Genomic DNA, 15,517 nt, shown 5'->3' with positions numbered 1-15,517 from the left:
GCGTATGGATAAGGCGAAACATGGCGAGGCATCCTACCTGCAATTCATAAGCGACGCAAAATATAACCGTGCCGAAAGTGATGCACGTCGAAGGAAATCGTGTGGTCAGAGCAGACGGCGATCACAACACGCTGAATCGTGGTGAGTTTTTAGACAAAACAGTTGACGGGTTGATTATTTAATCATCAGATTTTCTTAATTATTACCAGGTGGTCAAGATTTTGACTGCTGTAGAGCATCTAACAGTAACCTGAAAGCGGTAGTGTGCTGGCGACGGCTCGGATAATAAAGGTGATACCCCTCGAAAGTAGGGCACCACGCTTCAAGAACCCTGACCAGCCGTCCGTCACTCAGCGCTCCCAGAACCGACGCCTCCGGTACGTATGCGAGTCCGAGTCCACTCTCAGCGGCGTCGATGCGCTGCGACAGGTTGCTCAGCGTAAGCTGCCCCTCAACCCGCACGCGAAGCTCGCGCCCGTCGCGTTCAAATTCCCAGTGATACAAGCCCCCGCGCGTGGGCAGGCGCATATTGATACAGCGGTGATCAGCGAGCTGCTCCGGCGTCTGCGGAACGCCAAAGCGTGCCAGATAATTCGTGGAACCAACCACGGCCATGCGCATATCCGGCGCGATCCGTACCGCAATCATATCTTTTGCCACCTGTTCACCCAGGCGAACTCCCGCGTCGAAACGGCCATCCACGATATCCGTCAGGCCGTTATCTACCGTCACTTCGACGTTAATCTCAGGATACTGCACCATAAACGCCTTCAGTACCGGCCAGAGTACGACGTCCATCGCATGCTCGCCAGCAACGATGCGGATAGCGCCGGCGGGTTTGTTGCGCGCGCTGCGAAGCGCCGTGAGCTCCTGCTCAATCTCCAGCAAATGCGGGCTTAAGCGCGCAAAGAGCTGCTCACCTGCCTGGGTGGGAACAACGCTGCGGGTTGTGCGGGTTAAAAGGCGAACGTCGAGCCGCGCTTCAAGCTTGCGCATGGCATGACTCAGCGCCGATTGCGAGACGCCCAGCTGCGCCGCTGCGCGCGTAAAGCTGCGCTCGCGGGCGACTATCATAAAAGAGAGCAGGTCGTTGAAATTATCTTTTAGCATTGCGATTGCCTCTATTTATGAATTTCAATCATATTTCCTATCTGATTATGCACGCTAATGCTCCGGATTGCATTGCGCTACTGTTAACGCAACAGTAAATGAGGAGCAAAAGATGAAAATTATCCGCAGCGGGTCATTACCTTCAGCAAAGGGACCGGAAGCCTGGTTCACCGGTACCGTCCGCATTGACGCGCCATTTCAGGCGAGCGAACCTGCCAGCGTCGGCGGGGCAACCGTAACCTTTGAGCCGGGCGCGCGCACCGCGTGGCATACGCATCCCCTTGGGCAAACGCTGATTGTGACGCAGGGGCGCGGCTGGTTACAGGAGTGGGGCAAAGAGGCGGAAGTATTGAATCAGGGGGATATCGCCTGGATCCCACCCGGCGTAAAGCACTGGCACGGCGCAAGCGCGCAAACGGCGATGACGCATATTGCCATCGCCGAATCCGTTAATGGCAGCCCGGTAGCCTGGCTGGAAAAAGTCACCGACGAGCAGTATCCGAACGGCTAACCGCCAAAAACGGCAATCGCCTGCTGCAGGCGCGTCGTGCGCTGCGTCAGGTGATTCGCGGCGTGCGCGACGTTATCCACCATCCCCGTATTGTTGTGGGTCATTGCGCCGATACGGGAGATGGATGCGTTGATGAGCGTCAGCGCCTGGGTTTGCTCCTGCGTGGCGTGGCCGATCTCCTTAATCAAGGAGGAGACCCGCAGCACGTTGTCGATCATAACCGCCAGCTGCGTTTCGGTCTGTTCCACTTTTTCCACGCCAGCGTTGACGCTGGCGACGTTTTTCTCAATCAGCGCTTTGATCTCTTTCGCCGCCGTCGCGGAGTGCTGCGCAAGATTGCGCACCTCTGCCGCCACCACGGCAAAGCCGCGCCCGGCTTCACCTGCGCGCGCCGCTTCCACGGCAGCATTCAGTGCAAGAATGTTGGTCTGGAAGGCGATACGATCGATAACGCTGATAATATCGACGATCTGGCTGTTATCCTGCGATACGGATTGCATCATACCGATGGTCTCTTTCATCATCGCTTCGCCGCAGTGGGCGCTGTCGCGGGTGCGATCCGCCATCTCCGTGGCTTCTTTCGCGGTTTCTGCCGTCTGCTTCACCGCGCTGGCGATCTCTTCCACCGCCGACGCGGTTTGCTGCAGAAAGTCTGCGGTCTCTTCTGAACGCGTCTGCAGCGCTGCACCTTCTTTCGCGACCTGCTGGCTGATGGTGCCAATCCCGCTGATTTGCGCCCCGACGTCATCGACCAGCGAATTCAGGTTCAAACCTGATTGATTGACCAGGCGCATCATCAGCCCGATGTCATCGATCCGGTCAAAATGGTAATAGTCCGTTTTACGCCCTGAAACCACGCGCTGCATCTGCTGCACAATGGATTTTACCGGCCGGGCGATCTGCGCATGAAGATAATAAGCCAGGGAAGTAAACAGCAGTACCAGACTCCCCGACTGCACAACTTTATCAGGGAATAAATACACAGCCAGGCAGGAGAGTAACGCCGTCGTCGCAATACCAAGATGGATTCGTTTGCCGGTGCTGAGACATTTAAAAAGCGACATAAACGAAAATAAACCGCGCCGAACCAGTAAGCCTTTATAAAAGCGGTAATGTTTTAATTCGTTATTACGCACTTTTGCATACAGCTTTTCACTGGCCGCGATCTCTTCCCGCGCGGGTATATTTCGCACGGAAATATAGCCCGTCAGGGATCCACCCTGCCAGACCGGCGTCACGTTAGCCCGCACCCAGTAATGATCGCCATTATGGCGACGGTTCTTCACCATCCCCGTCCAGGTCTCACCTTGCTGCAGGGTAAACCACATGTCGCCAAAGGCTTCGGCAGGCATATCGGGATGGCGGATGAGGTTATGCGGCTCACCCAGAAGATGTTCTTCTTTATATCCGCTGGCTTCAATAAAAGCGGAATTAGCATAGGTAATATGACTTTTTGTATCGGTGGTCGACATTAACGTCGAACCATCGTTAAGTAAATACTCGTTTTGTGTAACGGGAGTGTTACGCCTCATGAGTAACTCCATGATGATGTGCAAGAATAAAAAAGTCCGGAAAACGCTCCGGCAAGATGAATGTGATTATTTTTTATAACTGTCCGTTGCTTATTCTCTCTGAAATTCTGACCGCCTGAAATACCCGCTGTTCATTATTTTTAATCTGTTAATGCTAGCGAATGTAATAAAAATGAAAATATTTTCAGAGGCGTTTTCGGGAGGCGCTGCAAATAAATGACATAAGCCAAATTAAAAGGGGGAGATCGCCACCCCGATAAAATTGCCAAGCTGAAATAGCGTTTCGTTAACAGGATGAAAACGCTATCATTTGGTCAGTTTTCGTTAACACAGTGAGGCTGAGGTGAAAATTAACGTCATCGGAACCAGCGGGAGCGGAAAAAGCACGCTGGCGAAGCAGATTGCGACCGAACTGGCTATTCCCTATATCGAGATGGACAGACTCTACTGGCGACCCGACTGGCAGGGAACGCCGGACGATGTGTTTCAGGAAAAGCTGGAGCAGGCGCTGCATGCGTCGCCAGACTGGGTGCTCGACGGCAACTATAACCGCACGCGGCCCGTTAAATGGCGCAATGTCGACGTTGTGGTCTGGGTCGATTATGGGTTTGCCCGCACCCTCTGGCAGGCCGTCAACAGGGCAATCAAACGGGCCTGGCATAAACACGAGCTTTGGCCCGGAACCGGGAACAAAGAGAGTTTCCGGCGCGCGTTCTTCAGTAAAGAGTCCATTCTCATCTGGACGATGAAAACGTGGCGTAACAACCGCACGCGTTATGAAGCCGATCTGCAAAACCCGCAATATGGGCATATTCGTTTTGTCCGTATTACCCGCCGCGGGCAGGCGGAAACGCTGATTGCCGCCTTAAAGTCTTATTCTTAGCATGGTTTTATATATCTGATTTCCGGCAAACTAAATGTAAATTAATTGTTTCTCAGTGGTGAAATGCGCCTTTAATAATGTCGACATGTTAAGTCAAACGAGAACGCAACATGTCATGGCGAATCAGCATTCTGGATAAAAGCCCCATCGCTGAAAACGAAACGGCTGCCGATGCACTGGCGCGTACGCTGGCGCTGGCGCAGCAGGCAGAAAATCTGGGCTATCACCGCTTCTGGATTGCCGAACACCACAACACTCCCCATCTTGCCAGCCCCTCACCGGAGCTGCTGATTGCCTGGATCCTCGGGCAGACAACGCGCATCCGCGTCGGATCCGGCGGCGTGATGCTCCAGCACTACAGCCCTTACAAAGTCGCCGAGAATTTCAACGTGCTGGCCGCGCTGGCGCCCGGGCGCGTGGATCTCGGCGTCGGGAAAGCCCCCGGCGGTTTACCGCTCTCAACGCGTGCGCTGCAGCAGGGCCTGAATCAAGAGGAAAAGGGCAGCTTCGCCGAACAGCTGGCCCAGCTCGATCGCTGGATCCGTCCTGAACATCCGTCAACTGAGGATGCCGTCCGCGCCACGCCTCTGCCGCCGTCGCCTGCAGAACGTTTTCTGCTGGGCGCGAGTACCGATAGCGCGCTGCTGGCCGCCAGGCTCGGCTGGCACTTTGTTTTTGCCGCGCATCTGAACGGTGACCCGGAACTGCTGCGCGAGGTGGTATCGACCTGGCGTAAGAGCAGCACGCGGGACGTAATTGTGGCGGTACAGGCGATTGTCGCGCCGACGCAGGCCGAGGCAGAAGCCCTGGCGCAAAAGGTCGAAGTGTGGGGCGTTGAGCTGGCAAACGGCCAGCGCGTCACCGTGGCCAGCGAAGAGCAGGCCTACGCCTTTGCGCGTCAGGCGGGCAGCGAGCCGGTGCGCATTGCACGCCGGGCGCAGTCGCTGCTGGCCGGTACGGCTGAGTCGGTCCTGGAACAGCTCAACGCGCTGCACCAGCAGTGGGGCATTGACGAATTTATCATCGACACGCCGGTAGCGGAGGGAGCAACGCGCGTCGCGTCGCTGCGCCTGCTTGCCGAGGCGCGTCTTAACAGGGAGGTCACCGTATGAGCTTTGGCGAACAGCTGATTGCCTGGCGTCGCGAACTGCACCAGAACCCGGAGCTTTCCGGCCAGGAAGTGGAGACCACGACGCGCCTGCGCCAGTGGCTGACGAATGCCGGGATTACCCCGCAGCCTTATGACCTGTCTACCGGACTGGTGGCGGAAATCGGCTCGGGCAGCAAACTGATTGCGCTGCGGGCGGATATCGACGCTCTGCCGATTGAAGAGCGCAGCGGCGTGCCGTTTAGCTCGCAGCGTGCAGGCGTAATGCATGCCTGCGGGCACGATATCCATACCAGCGTGATCCTCGGCGCCGCGTTGAAGCTGAAAGAGCGGGAAGCATCGCTTAACGGCCGGGTGCGGATCCTGTTTCAGCCTGCCGAAGAGAACTTTGGCGGTGCGAAGAGCATGGTGCGGGCCGGTGCCCTGCGCGACGTCAGCGCCATCTTCGGCATGCATAACGAGCCCGGCCTGCCGGTCGGTGAGTTCGCTACCCGCGGCGGGCCGTTTTATGCCAACGTCGATCGCTTCGTGATCCGCATTACCGGTAAGGGCGCGCACGCCGCACGTCCGCACGAAGGCAACGACGCGATTGTGCTGGCGAGCCAGCTGGTGACGGCGCTGCAAAGCGTCGCCAGCCGCAACGTCAATACGCTGGATTCGGTGGTGCTGAGCGTGACGCGCATTGCGGGCGGTAACACCTGGAACGTGCTGCCGGAAAGCGTCGAGCTGGAAGGCACGCTGCGCACCCATCGCACGGAGGTGCAGCAGAACGTGAAAGCCCGCGTGGGTGAAATCGCCGCCGGGTTTGCCAGCGCCTTTAGCGCGCAGATTGATATCACCTGGTATGCCGGGCCCACCGCGCTGGTGAATGACGAGCACTGGGCCGATTTCGCCACCTCGGTCGCCCGGGACGCCGGATACGAAACCCGACACGCCGAGCTGCATATGGGCGGGGAAGATTTCGCGGTCTATCTGCAGCAGATCCCGGGGGCGTTTGTCAGCATCGGCAGCAACAGCCCGTATGGTTTACATCATCCGGCCTTCAATCCGGATGAAGCCTTAATTGAGCCCGCTGCCCGCTATTTTGCAGAGCTTGCGGAAAAAGCCCTGCAACACGTTTAATTCTTAAGAGGTGAATATGTCTGCACATCGTCAACTGCGGCTGGGGACCATTTTGCATGGTGCATCCGGAAATATGTCCGCCTGGCGTCACCCTGAGGCCGTCGCCGATGCCAGTATCAATTTTGATTTCGTCAAAGCGACGGCGTTAAAGGCGGAGGAGGGCAAACTCGATTTTTTATTCGTTGCCGACGGTCTCTATATCAACGAGAAATCGATCCCGCATTTTTTAAACCGCTTTGAACCGCTGACGGTGTTATCCGCTCTCGCCAGCATCACCTCGCGCCTGGGGCTGGTGGGAACTTTATCCACCTCCTACAGCGAGCCCTTCACCACGGCGCGCCAGTTCGCCAGCCTCGATCACCTCAGCAATGGACGCGCGGGCTGGAACGTGGTGACTTCGCCGCTGGAAGGGTCAGCAAAGAACTTTTCCCGTGAAAAACACCCCGAGCATGCGCTGCGCTACCGGATTGCGGATGAGTATCTCGACGTGGTGAAAGGGCTGTGGGATTCCTGGGAGGGCGACGCCTTTGTGCGTAATAAGGAGAGCGGTCAGTTCTTTGATTCGGCCAAACTGCATACCCTGGACCACCACGGTGATTTCTTCCAGGTCGCCGGTCCGCTGAATATTGGTCGAACGCCCCAGGGACGACCGATTGTCTTTCAGGCGGGCGCGTCGGACGACGGGAAAAAGCTGGCGGCGAAACATGCCGACGCCATTTTTACCCATCACGAAACGCTCGATGAGGCAAAAGCCTTTTACCGCGACGTGAAGCAGCAGCTGGAAACTAACGGACGCCGCGCGTCAGATTTACATATTTTCCAGGGCGTCAGCGTGATTGTGGGTAAAGACGCCGATGACGTGGAAAACCAGTATCAAACCACGGCGGTGCTGGTGTCGATTAACGATGCCCTCAACTACCTCGGGCGTTATTTTGAACATCACGATTTCAGCCAGTATCCGCTCGACGAGCCGTTCCCGGATATCGGCGACTTAGGCAAAAACAGCTTCCGCAGCACCACCGATGAAATTAAGCGCAATGCCCGCGAGCGCAGCTTAACCCTGCGTCAGGTAGCGCTGGAAGCCGCCTCGCCGCGTCCGCGCTTTTCCGGCACGCCGGAAGAGGTGGCAGACGGTCTGCAGGCCTGGTTTGAAGGCTATGCCGCAGACGGCTTCATCATTCAGGGCGGTACGCCGGACACCTTCCCGCGCTTTGTTGACCAGGTGGTGCCTGTTTTACAGGCGCGCGGCCTGTTCCGTACCGACTACCCGGGCACCACGCTGCGCGAAAGTCTGGGCTTAGACGAACCTAAAAACCAGTTCACACAACAATAAAAGAGAACCCCGCTATGCAGAAAACATCGCTTATTCTGGCGCTCGCGCTGGCCTTTACCCCTGCCGTCTGGGCAGAGAATGTGAGTATTAACGGCACCGGCGTGAGCATCGAGGCCAATAAAACGCCGGTTAATACCGTCAAAAATGGAGAGGCGGTGGCACAGCTGCCGAAAGATTATCGCTTCGCCGTGCCGGGGAAATTTACCGTGGCGGTGGCGGGACTCAATCAACCGCCGCTGACGGTGTTTTCCGATGACAACAAAACGCTGCTGGGAAGTGAGGTGGACGTCGCCCGTCTGGTCGCTGACAGCCTGGGGCTGGAGCTGAACGTGGTGCCGACCTCCTGGGAAGACTGGCCGCTGGGCGTTGCGTCCGGGAAATATGATGCTGCCATCAGCAACATCACCGTCACCAAAGAGCGTAAAGAGAAGTTTGACTTTGCCACCTACCGTAAAGATTCCCTTGGGTTCTACGTGAAATCAACCAGCCCGATCAAGTCGCTTGAGAAGGCTGAGGACATCGCCGGGCTGCGGATTATCGTTGGCTCCGGCACCAACCAGGAGGCCATCCTGCTCGCATGGAACGCCGAAAACCTGAAGAAGGGGCTGAAGCCCTTTACCCCGATCTATACCAAAGACGATGCGGCACAAACGCTGGCGCTGCAGTCCGGACGCGCGGATGCGTACTTTGGCCCGAACGTGATTGGCGCGTGGAAAGCGGCGCTGAACGGGAAAACCAAACTGGTGGGTAGCGTCGACGGCGGCTGGCCGAAGGCGGCGCACATTGCCGTGACGCTGAAAAAAGGCAGCGGGCTGGTTGAGCCGGTGCAAACCGCGCTAAACGGCGTCATCAAAAACGGCGATTACGACAAAGTGCTGAACCGCTGGGGGGAAGGGGTTGAGCGCATTCCTCAGTCAGAAGTGAACCCGGCTGGCCTGGGCGATTAAGGAGGCGTGATGAGCGAACGATTTCGTGATGTTTCCCCGGAAGATGCCGAGCTTCAGCCCATCATTGAGGGGCTGTTCGGTGAATATGCCGCCCGCTATGGCGACTACTTCTCTAAAGACGCGGAAGTTGAACTCACCGAATGGTATTTAGCGCCGCAGGGGCTGTTTATCGTGCTGGAGCGCGACGGGAAGATTATTGCCACCGGCGCGTACAAACCTTTCGACGAACGCACCGCGGAAATCAAACGCATCTGGACGGACAAAACCCTGCGTCAGCAGGGGCTTGCCGGGCGCGTGGTGCAGGAGCTTGAGCGCAGGGCGGTGCTGGCAGGATATAGCCAAATCTACCTGACAACCGGTTTTCGCCAGCCGGAAGCGGTCAGGCTCTATCTCAGCCAGGGCTATCAGCCGCAGTTCGATCTGAACCGGGATCCGGAAGAGTACAGCCAGCCGCCGTTTGACGGTCGGCTGCGCTTCACTAAAACGCTGGTACGCGAAGCGTTCAGTAAAACCGCATGAGGAACGACGATGAGCAACGTTGAAACCATTAAGGTGGTCCCGGCGCGTTATCCGCTGCGGACCGTCGGCGCCGCGGTGGCGCTGTTTGTCCTGGCGGTCGTGATTCAGTCCGTGGCCTTTAACCCCCGCTGGGAGTGGGCGGTGTTCGCCCGCTGGTTCTTTGACCCGGTGATCCTCGAAGGCGTAGGGCAGACCCTGCTGCTAACCCTGATCGGCACCGCGCTGAGCGTGGTGTTGGGCGGCATGCTGGCGCTGGCGAGACTGTCCTCGTCCTGGCTGCTAAGCAGCCTGGCGTGGGCCTACATCTGGCTGTTTCGATCGCTGCCGCTGATTGTGGTGCTGATCGTTCTGTACAACTTTTCCTATCTCTACGACACGCTCTCTCTCGGCGTGCCGTTCACCGGCATCACCTGGGGCAGCTTTGAAACCATCAACGTGCTGGGGCAGTTTTCTACCGCCGTGGTGGGGCTAACCCTGGTGCAGAGCGCCTATACCGCCGAGATCATTCGCGGCGGATTCCTCGGGGTCGACCACGGGCAGTACGAGGCTGCCGCCGCGCTCGGCCTGCCGGCCTGGCGCCGCACGGTGCGCATCATTTTGCCTCAGGCGCTGCGCACCATTCTGCCGTCGGGGTTCAATGAAATCATCAGCCTCGCCAAGGGCACGGCGATGGTGTACGTCCTGGCGATGCCGGAACTGTTCTATACCATCCAGATGATCTACAACCGCACGCAGGAGGTGATCCCGCTGCTGATGGTCGGTGCCGCCTGGTACCTGGCGATCACCACCGTCCTGTCCGCTATCCAGTATGGCGTCGAGCGCGCGCTTGCCCGCAGCGAACGCCGCTCGGCCGTTAACCAGAACCGTGCCGCCCGTCGTACTCGTTCTGTTACTACCACGTCAGCACAGGAGCCCGTCCATGCAAGCCTCTCCTGAAGGACATATTTCGATTACCGGCGTCAGCAAGTTTTTTGGCCGCCATAAGGCGCTCGACAACGTTTCGCTTGAGATCCCGCCCGGGTCCGTGACGGTCATCCTCGGGCCGTCCGGCTCCGGTAAATCGACGCTGCTGCGCACCATTAATCACCTGGAGCGCGTCGACGAAGGCTTTATCCAGATTGACGGGGATTACATTGGCTATCGTCGTCAGGGCGATAAGCTCTATGAGCTAAAGGAGAAGGAGATCCTCAAACAGCGCGTCAACGTGGGCTATGTGTTCCAGAACTTCAATTTGTTTCCGCATCTCACCGTGCTGGAAAACCTGATAGAGGCGCCGATCGCGCACAAAAAGCTCAGCAAAAAAGAGGCGGTGGAAAGGGCGTACAGCCTGCTGGACGTGGTTGGGCTGCGGGATAAAGCCGATGCCTGGTCACGCCATCTTTCCGGCGGTCAGCAGCAGCGTATTGCCATTGCTCGCGCGCTGGCGCTGCGTCCCCGCGTGATGCTGTTTGATGAACCCACCTCGGCGCTGGATCCGGAGCTGGTAGGGGAAGTGCTGGACGTGATCAAAAAGCTGGCCCGGTCCGGCACCACGCTGGTGGTGGTGACCCACGAGATCGGCTTTGCCCGGGAAGTGGCGGATCAGGTGGTGTTTATGGTCGACGGAAATATCGTCGAGCAGGGAAGCAGTGACGAGGTATTAAACCGTCCGTCACATGCGCGAACGCGCCAGTTTCTCTCCAAAGTCTTGTAAGGAGTGCCAATGAAATATGGACTTCTGGCGGGGCTGGTCTTCACGACGGCGAGCCACGCCAGCATTGATTTGAAAGCCAACGAACAGCCGCTGCCGGTGACGGTGGATCGGCAGGCCGTGGCGAAGATCCCCGCCAATTATAAATTCGTTGAGCCGGGTACGCTGACGGTTGCCGTTTCGGCGCTGAATTCTCCGCCGCTGGCGCTGCTGGCCAGCGATAACCGTACGCGCATTGGCAGCGATCCGGATATCGCCCGTCTGCTGGCGGGCAGCCTGGGGCTAAAGCTGAAGCTGGTGCCGACGGCGTGGGAAGACTGGCCGCTGGGGATCGCCTCCGGGCGCTACGACGTGGCGCTGGTGAACATTGCGGTGACCGAACAGCGTAAAGAGAAGTTTGATTTTGCGACCTACCGCGTCGATTCGCTGGCGTTTTCGGTGAAATCCACCAGCGAGATCCAGTCAATCAAAAGCGCGGAAGATCTGGCAGGGAAAAAGGTGATTGTTGGCTCCGGTACGAATCAGGAGCGCATTCTGCTGGGCTGGAACGAAGAGAACAAAAAGGCGGGGCGGACGCCTGCGCTGCCGGTCTATCTCCACGACGATGCCTCGGGCAATCTCTATATTCAGTCCGGCAGGGCGGATGTGTTCTTTGGCCCTCAATCGGTTTCAGCCTACAAAGCGGCGCTCACCGGCAAAACCCGCGTTGTCGGTTTAGGGCCGAAAAAAGCCTATGTCGCGACCACCACCAAAAAAGGCAATGAGCTGGTGTACGCGCTGCAGGCCGCGCTGGACGGCGCGATTAAGCGCGGAGATTACCAGAAGGTGCTGGCGCGCTGGGGCGAGCAGGGGGAAGCGGTGGTGCAGTCGGAGGTCAACCCGCCTGGGATAACCTACTAATGGTGCTCTACACTTAGGGTTTTCATCCCGCAGGGGGCAACATGATTAAACTCTATGGCGTACCCGGCTGGGGCTCGGCAATCGGTGAAGTGATGCTAACCCTGGCTGATATCCCTTATCAATTTATCAACGTGGACGGGTTTGACCAGCCCGGTCCGCAGCGTGAGCTGCTGCAAAAGCTCAACCCGCTGTGTCAGGTACCCACGCTGGAGCTGGAAAATGGCGCCATCATGACCGAAACGGCGGCGATTGCCCTGATGGTGCTCGACAGATGTCCCGATCTCGCCCCGCCCGTGGGGCAGGCCGAACGCCAGCAGTTTCAGCGTCTGCTGATCTGGTTTGTGGCCAACGTCTATCCCACGTTTACGTATGCGGACTATCCCGAGCGCTGGGTGCCGGACGCGCCGGAACAGCTGCAGAAAAACTGCATTGAATACCGGAAGTCCCTTTATTTGTGGTTCGAAACTCAGCTCAAGGCCGCACCGTTTGCGTTGGGTGAACCGCTGACGCTGCTGGACGTGTATATCGCGGTGACGCGCACCTGGGGGCCACGCCATGACTGGTTTGCGGCCAATACGCCGAAACTGACGGCCATCGCAGATACCGTATGCCAGCTGCCGGAACTGCACAAGGTGTTAAAGGCCAACGGTATTATCTGATAACGTGGAGCCCTGACTCACAACTGGAAGCCTGCATATGCCACACGTAGATATCAAATGTTTTCCCCGCGATTTGAACGACGAACAAAAAACCGCACTGGCCGAGGATATTGCTGAGGTCATTATTCGCCATTTCAACAGCAAAGACAGTTCGGTGTCCGTTGCGTTGATTCAGGTGAACCAGGAGGACTGGAAAGCGCAGGTCTGGGATACCGAAATAGGACCGAAGCTGGACGAGTTAATTAAAAAGCCAGGCTATTCAATGTAAGCTCAACTGCCGGGGGGATCGCACCTTCCCGGTTTTTCCCCGCCTCGCCTTCCCGCTTTTCGCAAAAATCGATAAAAATGCGTTTTGTCTTATCCGTTACACTTTACGTTTCTGACTGACAGCTCATCAATCCTTAGGAAAGATCTCCAACAGAATCAGTTAAGGACAGACACGTTAAAGGATAATTTTCTCATGACAAAATTACCCCGTTTTTCACTCGCCTTTCTTCATCCCCGTTACTGGCTAAGCTGGGCCGGCATTGCCGGACTGTGGCTTATCATGCTGCTCCCTTATCCGCTGTTGTTCAGCATCGGTCATGGCCTTGGTCGACTGGCAATGCGCCTGCTTCCGCGCCGCGTCGAGATTGCCCGCCGCAACCTTGAGCTTTGTTTTCCGGAGATGAAAAAGGATGAACGCGAGTCATTGCTGCAGCGTAATTTTGAATCGGTAGGAATGGGGGTGATCGAAACCGGAATGGCATGGTTCTGGCCTGCATGGCGGGTGCGGAAATGCTTTACGGTGACGGGTTATGAGCACATGGAAAAGGCCAGGGCGCAAGGAAAGGGCGTGGTGCTGGTGGGGATGCATTTTCTGACGCTTGAGCTGGGCGCGCGGATATTTGGCATGCTTAACCCCGGTATTGGGGTGTATCGTCCCAACAATAATGCGCTGCTGGACTGGCTTCAGACGCGCGGACGCCTGCGCTCAAATAAAACCATGCTCGATCGCCATGATTTAAAGGGGATGATCCGCTCGCTGAAGCAGAATGAGATTTTGTGGTACGCCCCGGACCATGACTATGGCAAAACCAATAGCGTCTTTGTGCCGTTTTTTGCGGTTCCGGATGCCGCCACGACCGCGGGAAGCTATATGCTGGTCAAAAGCGCTAAGCCTGCCGTCATTCCCTTTGTGCCGCGCCGCAGGGCGGACGGCACCGGCTACGAACTGATTATTCTGGAGGATATCAGCGAGGCGCTGCAGGGGGGAGATAAAGAATCTGTTGCGACGCAGATGAACAGGGCGATTGAGCAGGCGGTACGGATGGCGCCAGAACAGTATATGTGGCTGCACCGGCGCTTCAAAACGCGTCCTGAAGGTCAGCCTGACCGGTATGCCCGCCGCAAGAGCGTGGCACCACGGGCTGATATCCTGTCCGCCGCCGATCTTTCCGACCGGTCAGGCGTCCAGCACTAAGGCAGCAAACCTGCCCTCACCGTGCAATGAGGGCAGGCGCGAGATTTACAGCGCAGACCTGCGGTACGGCGCGTAGTCCGCCTGCCACCAGGTCTTCTCGATACGCGCCATCAGCGTCTCATCATCTATCGCCGGAGCCATGCCCTGTTCAATCGCGGCTCGGGCGACTGCGACGGCAATCTGGCGTGAGACCGTTTCAATCTGATCTACCGGCGGCAGCAGTCCGCCTTTTTCCGTGGTGACCAGCGGAGACTGCGCGGCCAGGCTGCGGCTTGCTGCCATCAGCATCTCTTCCGTCACCCGGCGTGCGTTACAGGCCAGTACGCCCAGCCCCAGGCCCGGGAAAATATAGGCGTTGTTACACTGGGCGATCTCGTAGTGCGCATTCTCCCAGAATACCGGGGCGAACGGGCTGCCGGTGGCCACCAGTGCGGCACCCTGAGTCCAGGCGATAAGATCCTGCGGCTGGGCTTCCGCCCGCGAGGTCGGGTTCGACAGCGGCATAATGATTGGGCGCGGACAGTGGCGATGCATCTCTTTGACAATCTCTTCGCTGAACAGCCCCGGCTGGCCTGAAACGCCGATCATCACCGTGGGATGCGCGTTCTTCACCACCTCCAGCAGGGAAATATTTTGCGAGTCTACCTGCCAGCTGCAAACGGCGTCGCGCGCGGTAAGCAGGTTTTTCTGGAAATCGAGCAGGTTCGTCATGTCGTCGGTCAGCAGGCCGAAGCGGTCGACCATAAAGATCCGGCTGCGCGCTTCCGGCTCGCTCAGGCCGTCATCCACCATCAGCGCCACAATTTTTTCAGCTATCCCGCATCCGGCAGAACCGCTGCCCAGGAAGACCACGCGCTGGTCGCGAATGCGCGTGCCCGCCGCATGCGCCGCCGCCATCAGCGTACCGGCGGTGACGGCGGCCGTGCCCTGGATATCATCATTGAAGCAGCACAGCTGGTCGCGGTAGCGCTGGAGCAGCCTGGTGGCGTTTTTCTGCGCGAAGTCTTCAAATTGCAGGAGAACATTGGGCCAGCGCGCTTTAACGGTGCTGACAAACATATCCATAAACTCAGCATACTGATCGTCGCTGATGCGCGGATGACGCCAGCCCATGTACATCGGGTCGTCGAGGTGCTGCTGATTATTGGTGCCGACATCCAGCATAATCGGGAGGGTAGAGGCCGGATGGATCCCCCCGCAGGCGGTATACAGCGACAGCTTACCAATTGGGATGCCCATTCCGCCGATACCCTGATCGCCAAGCCCTAAAATACGTTCCCCGTCCGTCACCACAATCACGCGAACGTCGTTGCGCGAAAAACTTTGCAGCATCTCATCAATACGATGGCGGTTAGGCCATGAAATAAACAGGCCGCGCGCGCGTCGATAAATCGTGGAGAAATGCTCGCAGGCTTCACCGACCGTCGGGGTATAGATAATCGGTAACGTCTCTTTCAGATGCAAACGCAAGAGGTTATAAAAGAGCGTTTCATTGGTATCCTGGATATTACGCAGGTAAACATGACGCGAAATATCGCTTTTAAAATGACAGAACTGCATCCAGGCACGCTCGGTTTGTTCTTCAATAGTTTCAACGTTGTGCGGCAATAGTCCATGCAGATTAAAATTGTCACGCTCTTCTTTGATAAATGCGAGCCCCTTATTTAACAGCGGATTTTCCAGCAATACGGCCCCATTATAGGGGGTGTACAGAACTTCTTTCCGGGACATGGTTAACTCC

At 57.4% G+C, this 15,517-nt stretch carries 16 protein-coding genes; 13 read left to right on the top strand and 3 right to left on the bottom strand.

Going from position 1 to position 15,517, the window contains the following annotated elements; all coding sequences use genetic code 11:
- Window positions 1-213: 213 nt before the first annotated feature.
- Entirely contained in the window at window positions 214-1,110 is an 897-nt protein-coding gene (locus tag KIF87_RS01100; protein WP_213327641.1) for a LysR family transcriptional regulator, read from the bottom strand.
- Window positions 1,111-1,222: 112 nt separating this feature from the next.
- Here KIF87_RS01100 and KIF87_RS01095 point away from each other — a divergent pair, with 112 nt between their 5' ends.
- A complete protein-coding gene (locus tag KIF87_RS01095; protein WP_202773096.1) occupies window positions 1,223-1,621 on the top strand; it encodes a (R)-mandelonitrile lyase in 399 nt (132 codons plus the stop codon).
- On the opposite strand, the gene KIF87_RS01090 is transcribed toward KIF87_RS01095, so the two are convergent.
- A complete protein-coding gene (locus tag KIF87_RS01090) occupies window positions 1,618-3,153 on the bottom strand; it encodes a methyl-accepting chemotaxis protein (RefSeq protein WP_213327640.1) in 1,536 nt (511 codons plus the stop codon). The two genes, KIF87_RS01095 and KIF87_RS01090, sit on opposite strands and share 4 nt — an antisense overlap.
- A 343-nt stretch (window positions 3,154-3,496) precedes the next feature.
- Here KIF87_RS01090 and KIF87_RS01085 point away from each other — a divergent pair, with 343 nt between their 5' ends.
- The 12 genes from KIF87_RS01085 to KIF87_RS01030 all read left to right on the top strand — a co-directional run bounded on the left by KIF87_RS01085 (window position 3,497) and on the right by KIF87_RS01030 (window position 13,776).
- Complete coding sequence (locus KIF87_RS01085) at window positions 3,497-4,036, top strand: AAA family ATPase (RefSeq protein ID WP_213327639.1); 540 nt, start codon at window positions 3,497-3,499, stop codon at window positions 4,034-4,036.
- A 110-nt stretch (window positions 4,037-4,146) separates the two neighbouring features.
- Window positions 4,147-5,148, top strand: a complete 1,002-nt coding sequence (locus KIF87_RS01080) for an LLM class flavin-dependent oxidoreductase (protein ID WP_213327638.1) — start codon at window positions 4,147-4,149, stop codon at window positions 5,146-5,148.
- Window positions 5,145-6,266 carry an amidohydrolase gene (locus KIF87_RS01075; protein WP_213327637.1) on the top strand — a complete coding sequence of 374 codons (1,122 nt, stop codon included), beginning with the start codon at window positions 5,145-5,147 and terminating at the stop codon, window positions 6,264-6,266. Before KIF87_RS01080 ends, KIF87_RS01075 begins: the two co-directional genes overlap by 4 nt.
- A gap of 16 nt (window positions 6,267-6,282) precedes the next feature.
- On the top strand, window positions 6,283-7,599 hold the full coding sequence (locus KIF87_RS23530; RefSeq protein ID WP_213327636.1) for an LLM class flavin-dependent oxidoreductase: 1,317 nt from the start codon (window positions 6,283-6,285) through the stop codon (window positions 7,597-7,599).
- Between the two features lie 14 nt (window positions 7,600-7,613).
- Window positions 7,614-8,546: an ABC transporter substrate-binding protein gene (locus tag KIF87_RS23525; RefSeq protein WP_213327635.1), complete on the top strand. Its 933-nt coding sequence runs from the start codon at window positions 7,614-7,616 to the stop codon at window positions 8,544-8,546.
- Between the two features lie 9 nt (window positions 8,547-8,555).
- Entirely contained in the window at window positions 8,556-9,065 is a 510-nt protein-coding gene (locus KIF87_RS01060; protein ID WP_008501765.1) for a GNAT family N-acetyltransferase, read from the top strand.
- A gap of 9 nt (window positions 9,066-9,074) precedes the next feature.
- On the top strand, window positions 9,075-10,001 hold the full coding sequence (locus tag KIF87_RS01055) for an amino acid ABC transporter permease (protein ID WP_213327634.1): 927 nt from the start codon (window positions 9,075-9,077) through the stop codon (window positions 9,999-10,001).
- Window positions 9,985-10,758, top strand: a complete 774-nt coding sequence (locus KIF87_RS01050) for an amino acid ABC transporter ATP-binding protein (protein WP_213327633.1) — start codon at window positions 9,985-9,987, stop codon at window positions 10,756-10,758. The genes KIF87_RS01055 and KIF87_RS01050 overlap by 17 nt, the downstream gene beginning before the upstream one ends.
- A gap of 9 nt (window positions 10,759-10,767) precedes the next feature.
- The gene (locus KIF87_RS01045; protein ID WP_213327632.1) at window positions 10,768-11,655 is read left to right on the top strand and encodes an ABC transporter substrate-binding protein; all 888 of its coding nucleotides are present in this window, start codon (window positions 10,768-10,770) and stop codon (window positions 11,653-11,655) included.
- 41 nt (window positions 11,656-11,696) lie between these two features.
- Entirely contained in the window at window positions 11,697-12,314 is a 618-nt protein-coding gene (locus KIF87_RS01040; protein ID WP_213327631.1) for a glutathione S-transferase family protein, read from the top strand.
- Between the two features lie 37 nt (window positions 12,315-12,351).
- On the top strand, window positions 12,352-12,582 hold the full coding sequence (gene pptA / locus KIF87_RS01035; protein ID WP_213327630.1) for a tautomerase PptA: 231 nt from the start codon (window positions 12,352-12,354) through the stop codon (window positions 12,580-12,582).
- A 192-nt stretch (window positions 12,583-12,774) separates the two neighbouring features.
- Window positions 12,775-13,776, top strand: a complete 1,002-nt coding sequence (locus KIF87_RS01030) for a Kdo(2)-lipid IV(A) acyltransferase (RefSeq protein WP_213327629.1) — start codon at window positions 12,775-12,777, stop codon at window positions 13,774-13,776.
- 45 nt (window positions 13,777-13,821) lie between these two features.
- On the opposite strand, the gene KIF87_RS01025 is transcribed toward KIF87_RS01030, so the two are convergent.
- A complete protein-coding gene (locus tag KIF87_RS01025) occupies window positions 13,822-15,507 on the bottom strand; it encodes an NAD-dependent malic enzyme (protein ID WP_213327628.1) in 1,686 nt (561 codons plus the stop codon).
- Between the last annotated feature and the right edge of the window lie 10 nt (window positions 15,508-15,517).

Origin of the sequence: Enterobacter sp. 120016 (genome assembly GCF_018383635.1) — a bacterium.
GTDB lineage: Bacteria > Pseudomonadota > Gammaproteobacteria > Enterobacterales > Enterobacteriaceae > Enterobacter > Enterobacter asburiae_D.
The sequence above is the reverse complement of the archived record's forward strand: the minus strand, read 5'-3'. Positions and strand labels throughout refer to the sequence as shown.

Coding starts and splice junctions, on each gene's coding strand:
- KIF87_RS01060 (WP_008501765.1), top strand. CDS start 8,556: ATGAGCGAACGATTTCGTGATGTTTCCCCGGAAGATGCCGAGCTTCAG.
- pptA (WP_213327630.1), top strand. CDS start 12,352: ATGCCACACGTAGATATCAAATGTTTTCCCCGCGATTTGAACGACGAA.
- KIF87_RS01040 (WP_213327631.1), top strand. CDS start 11,697: ATGATTAAACTCTATGGCGTACCCGGCTGGGGCTCGGCAATCGGTGAA.
- KIF87_RS01025 (WP_213327628.1), bottom strand. CDS start 15,507: ATGTCCCGGAAAGAAGTTCTGTACACCCCCTATAATGGGGCCGTATTG.
- KIF87_RS01090 (WP_213327640.1), bottom strand. CDS start 3,153: ATGAGGCGTAACACTCCCGTTACACAAAACGAGTATTTACTTAACGAT.
- KIF87_RS01095 (WP_202773096.1), top strand. CDS start 1,223: ATGAAAATTATCCGCAGCGGGTCATTACCTTCAGCAAAGGGACCGGAA.
- KIF87_RS01050 (WP_213327633.1), top strand. CDS start 9,985: ATGCAAGCCTCTCCTGAAGGACATATTTCGATTACCGGCGTCAGCAAG.
- KIF87_RS01030 (WP_213327629.1), top strand. CDS start 12,775: ATGACAAAATTACCCCGTTTTTCACTCGCCTTTCTTCATCCCCGTTAC.
- KIF87_RS01100 (WP_213327641.1), bottom strand. CDS start 1,110: ATGCTAAAAGATAATTTCAACGACCTGCTCTCTTTTATGATAGTCGCC.
- KIF87_RS23530 (WP_213327636.1), top strand. CDS start 6,283: ATGTCTGCACATCGTCAACTGCGGCTGGGGACCATTTTGCATGGTGCA.
- KIF87_RS01045 (WP_213327632.1), top strand. CDS start 10,768: ATGAAATATGGACTTCTGGCGGGGCTGGTCTTCACGACGGCGAGCCAC.
- KIF87_RS01075 (WP_213327637.1), top strand. CDS start 5,145: ATGAGCTTTGGCGAACAGCTGATTGCCTGGCGTCGCGAACTGCACCAG.
- KIF87_RS01080 (WP_213327638.1), top strand. CDS start 4,147: ATGTCATGGCGAATCAGCATTCTGGATAAAAGCCCCATCGCTGAAAAC.
- KIF87_RS01055 (WP_213327634.1), top strand. CDS start 9,075: ATGAGCAACGTTGAAACCATTAAGGTGGTCCCGGCGCGTTATCCGCTG.
- KIF87_RS23525 (WP_213327635.1), top strand. CDS start 7,614: ATGCAGAAAACATCGCTTATTCTGGCGCTCGCGCTGGCCTTTACCCCT.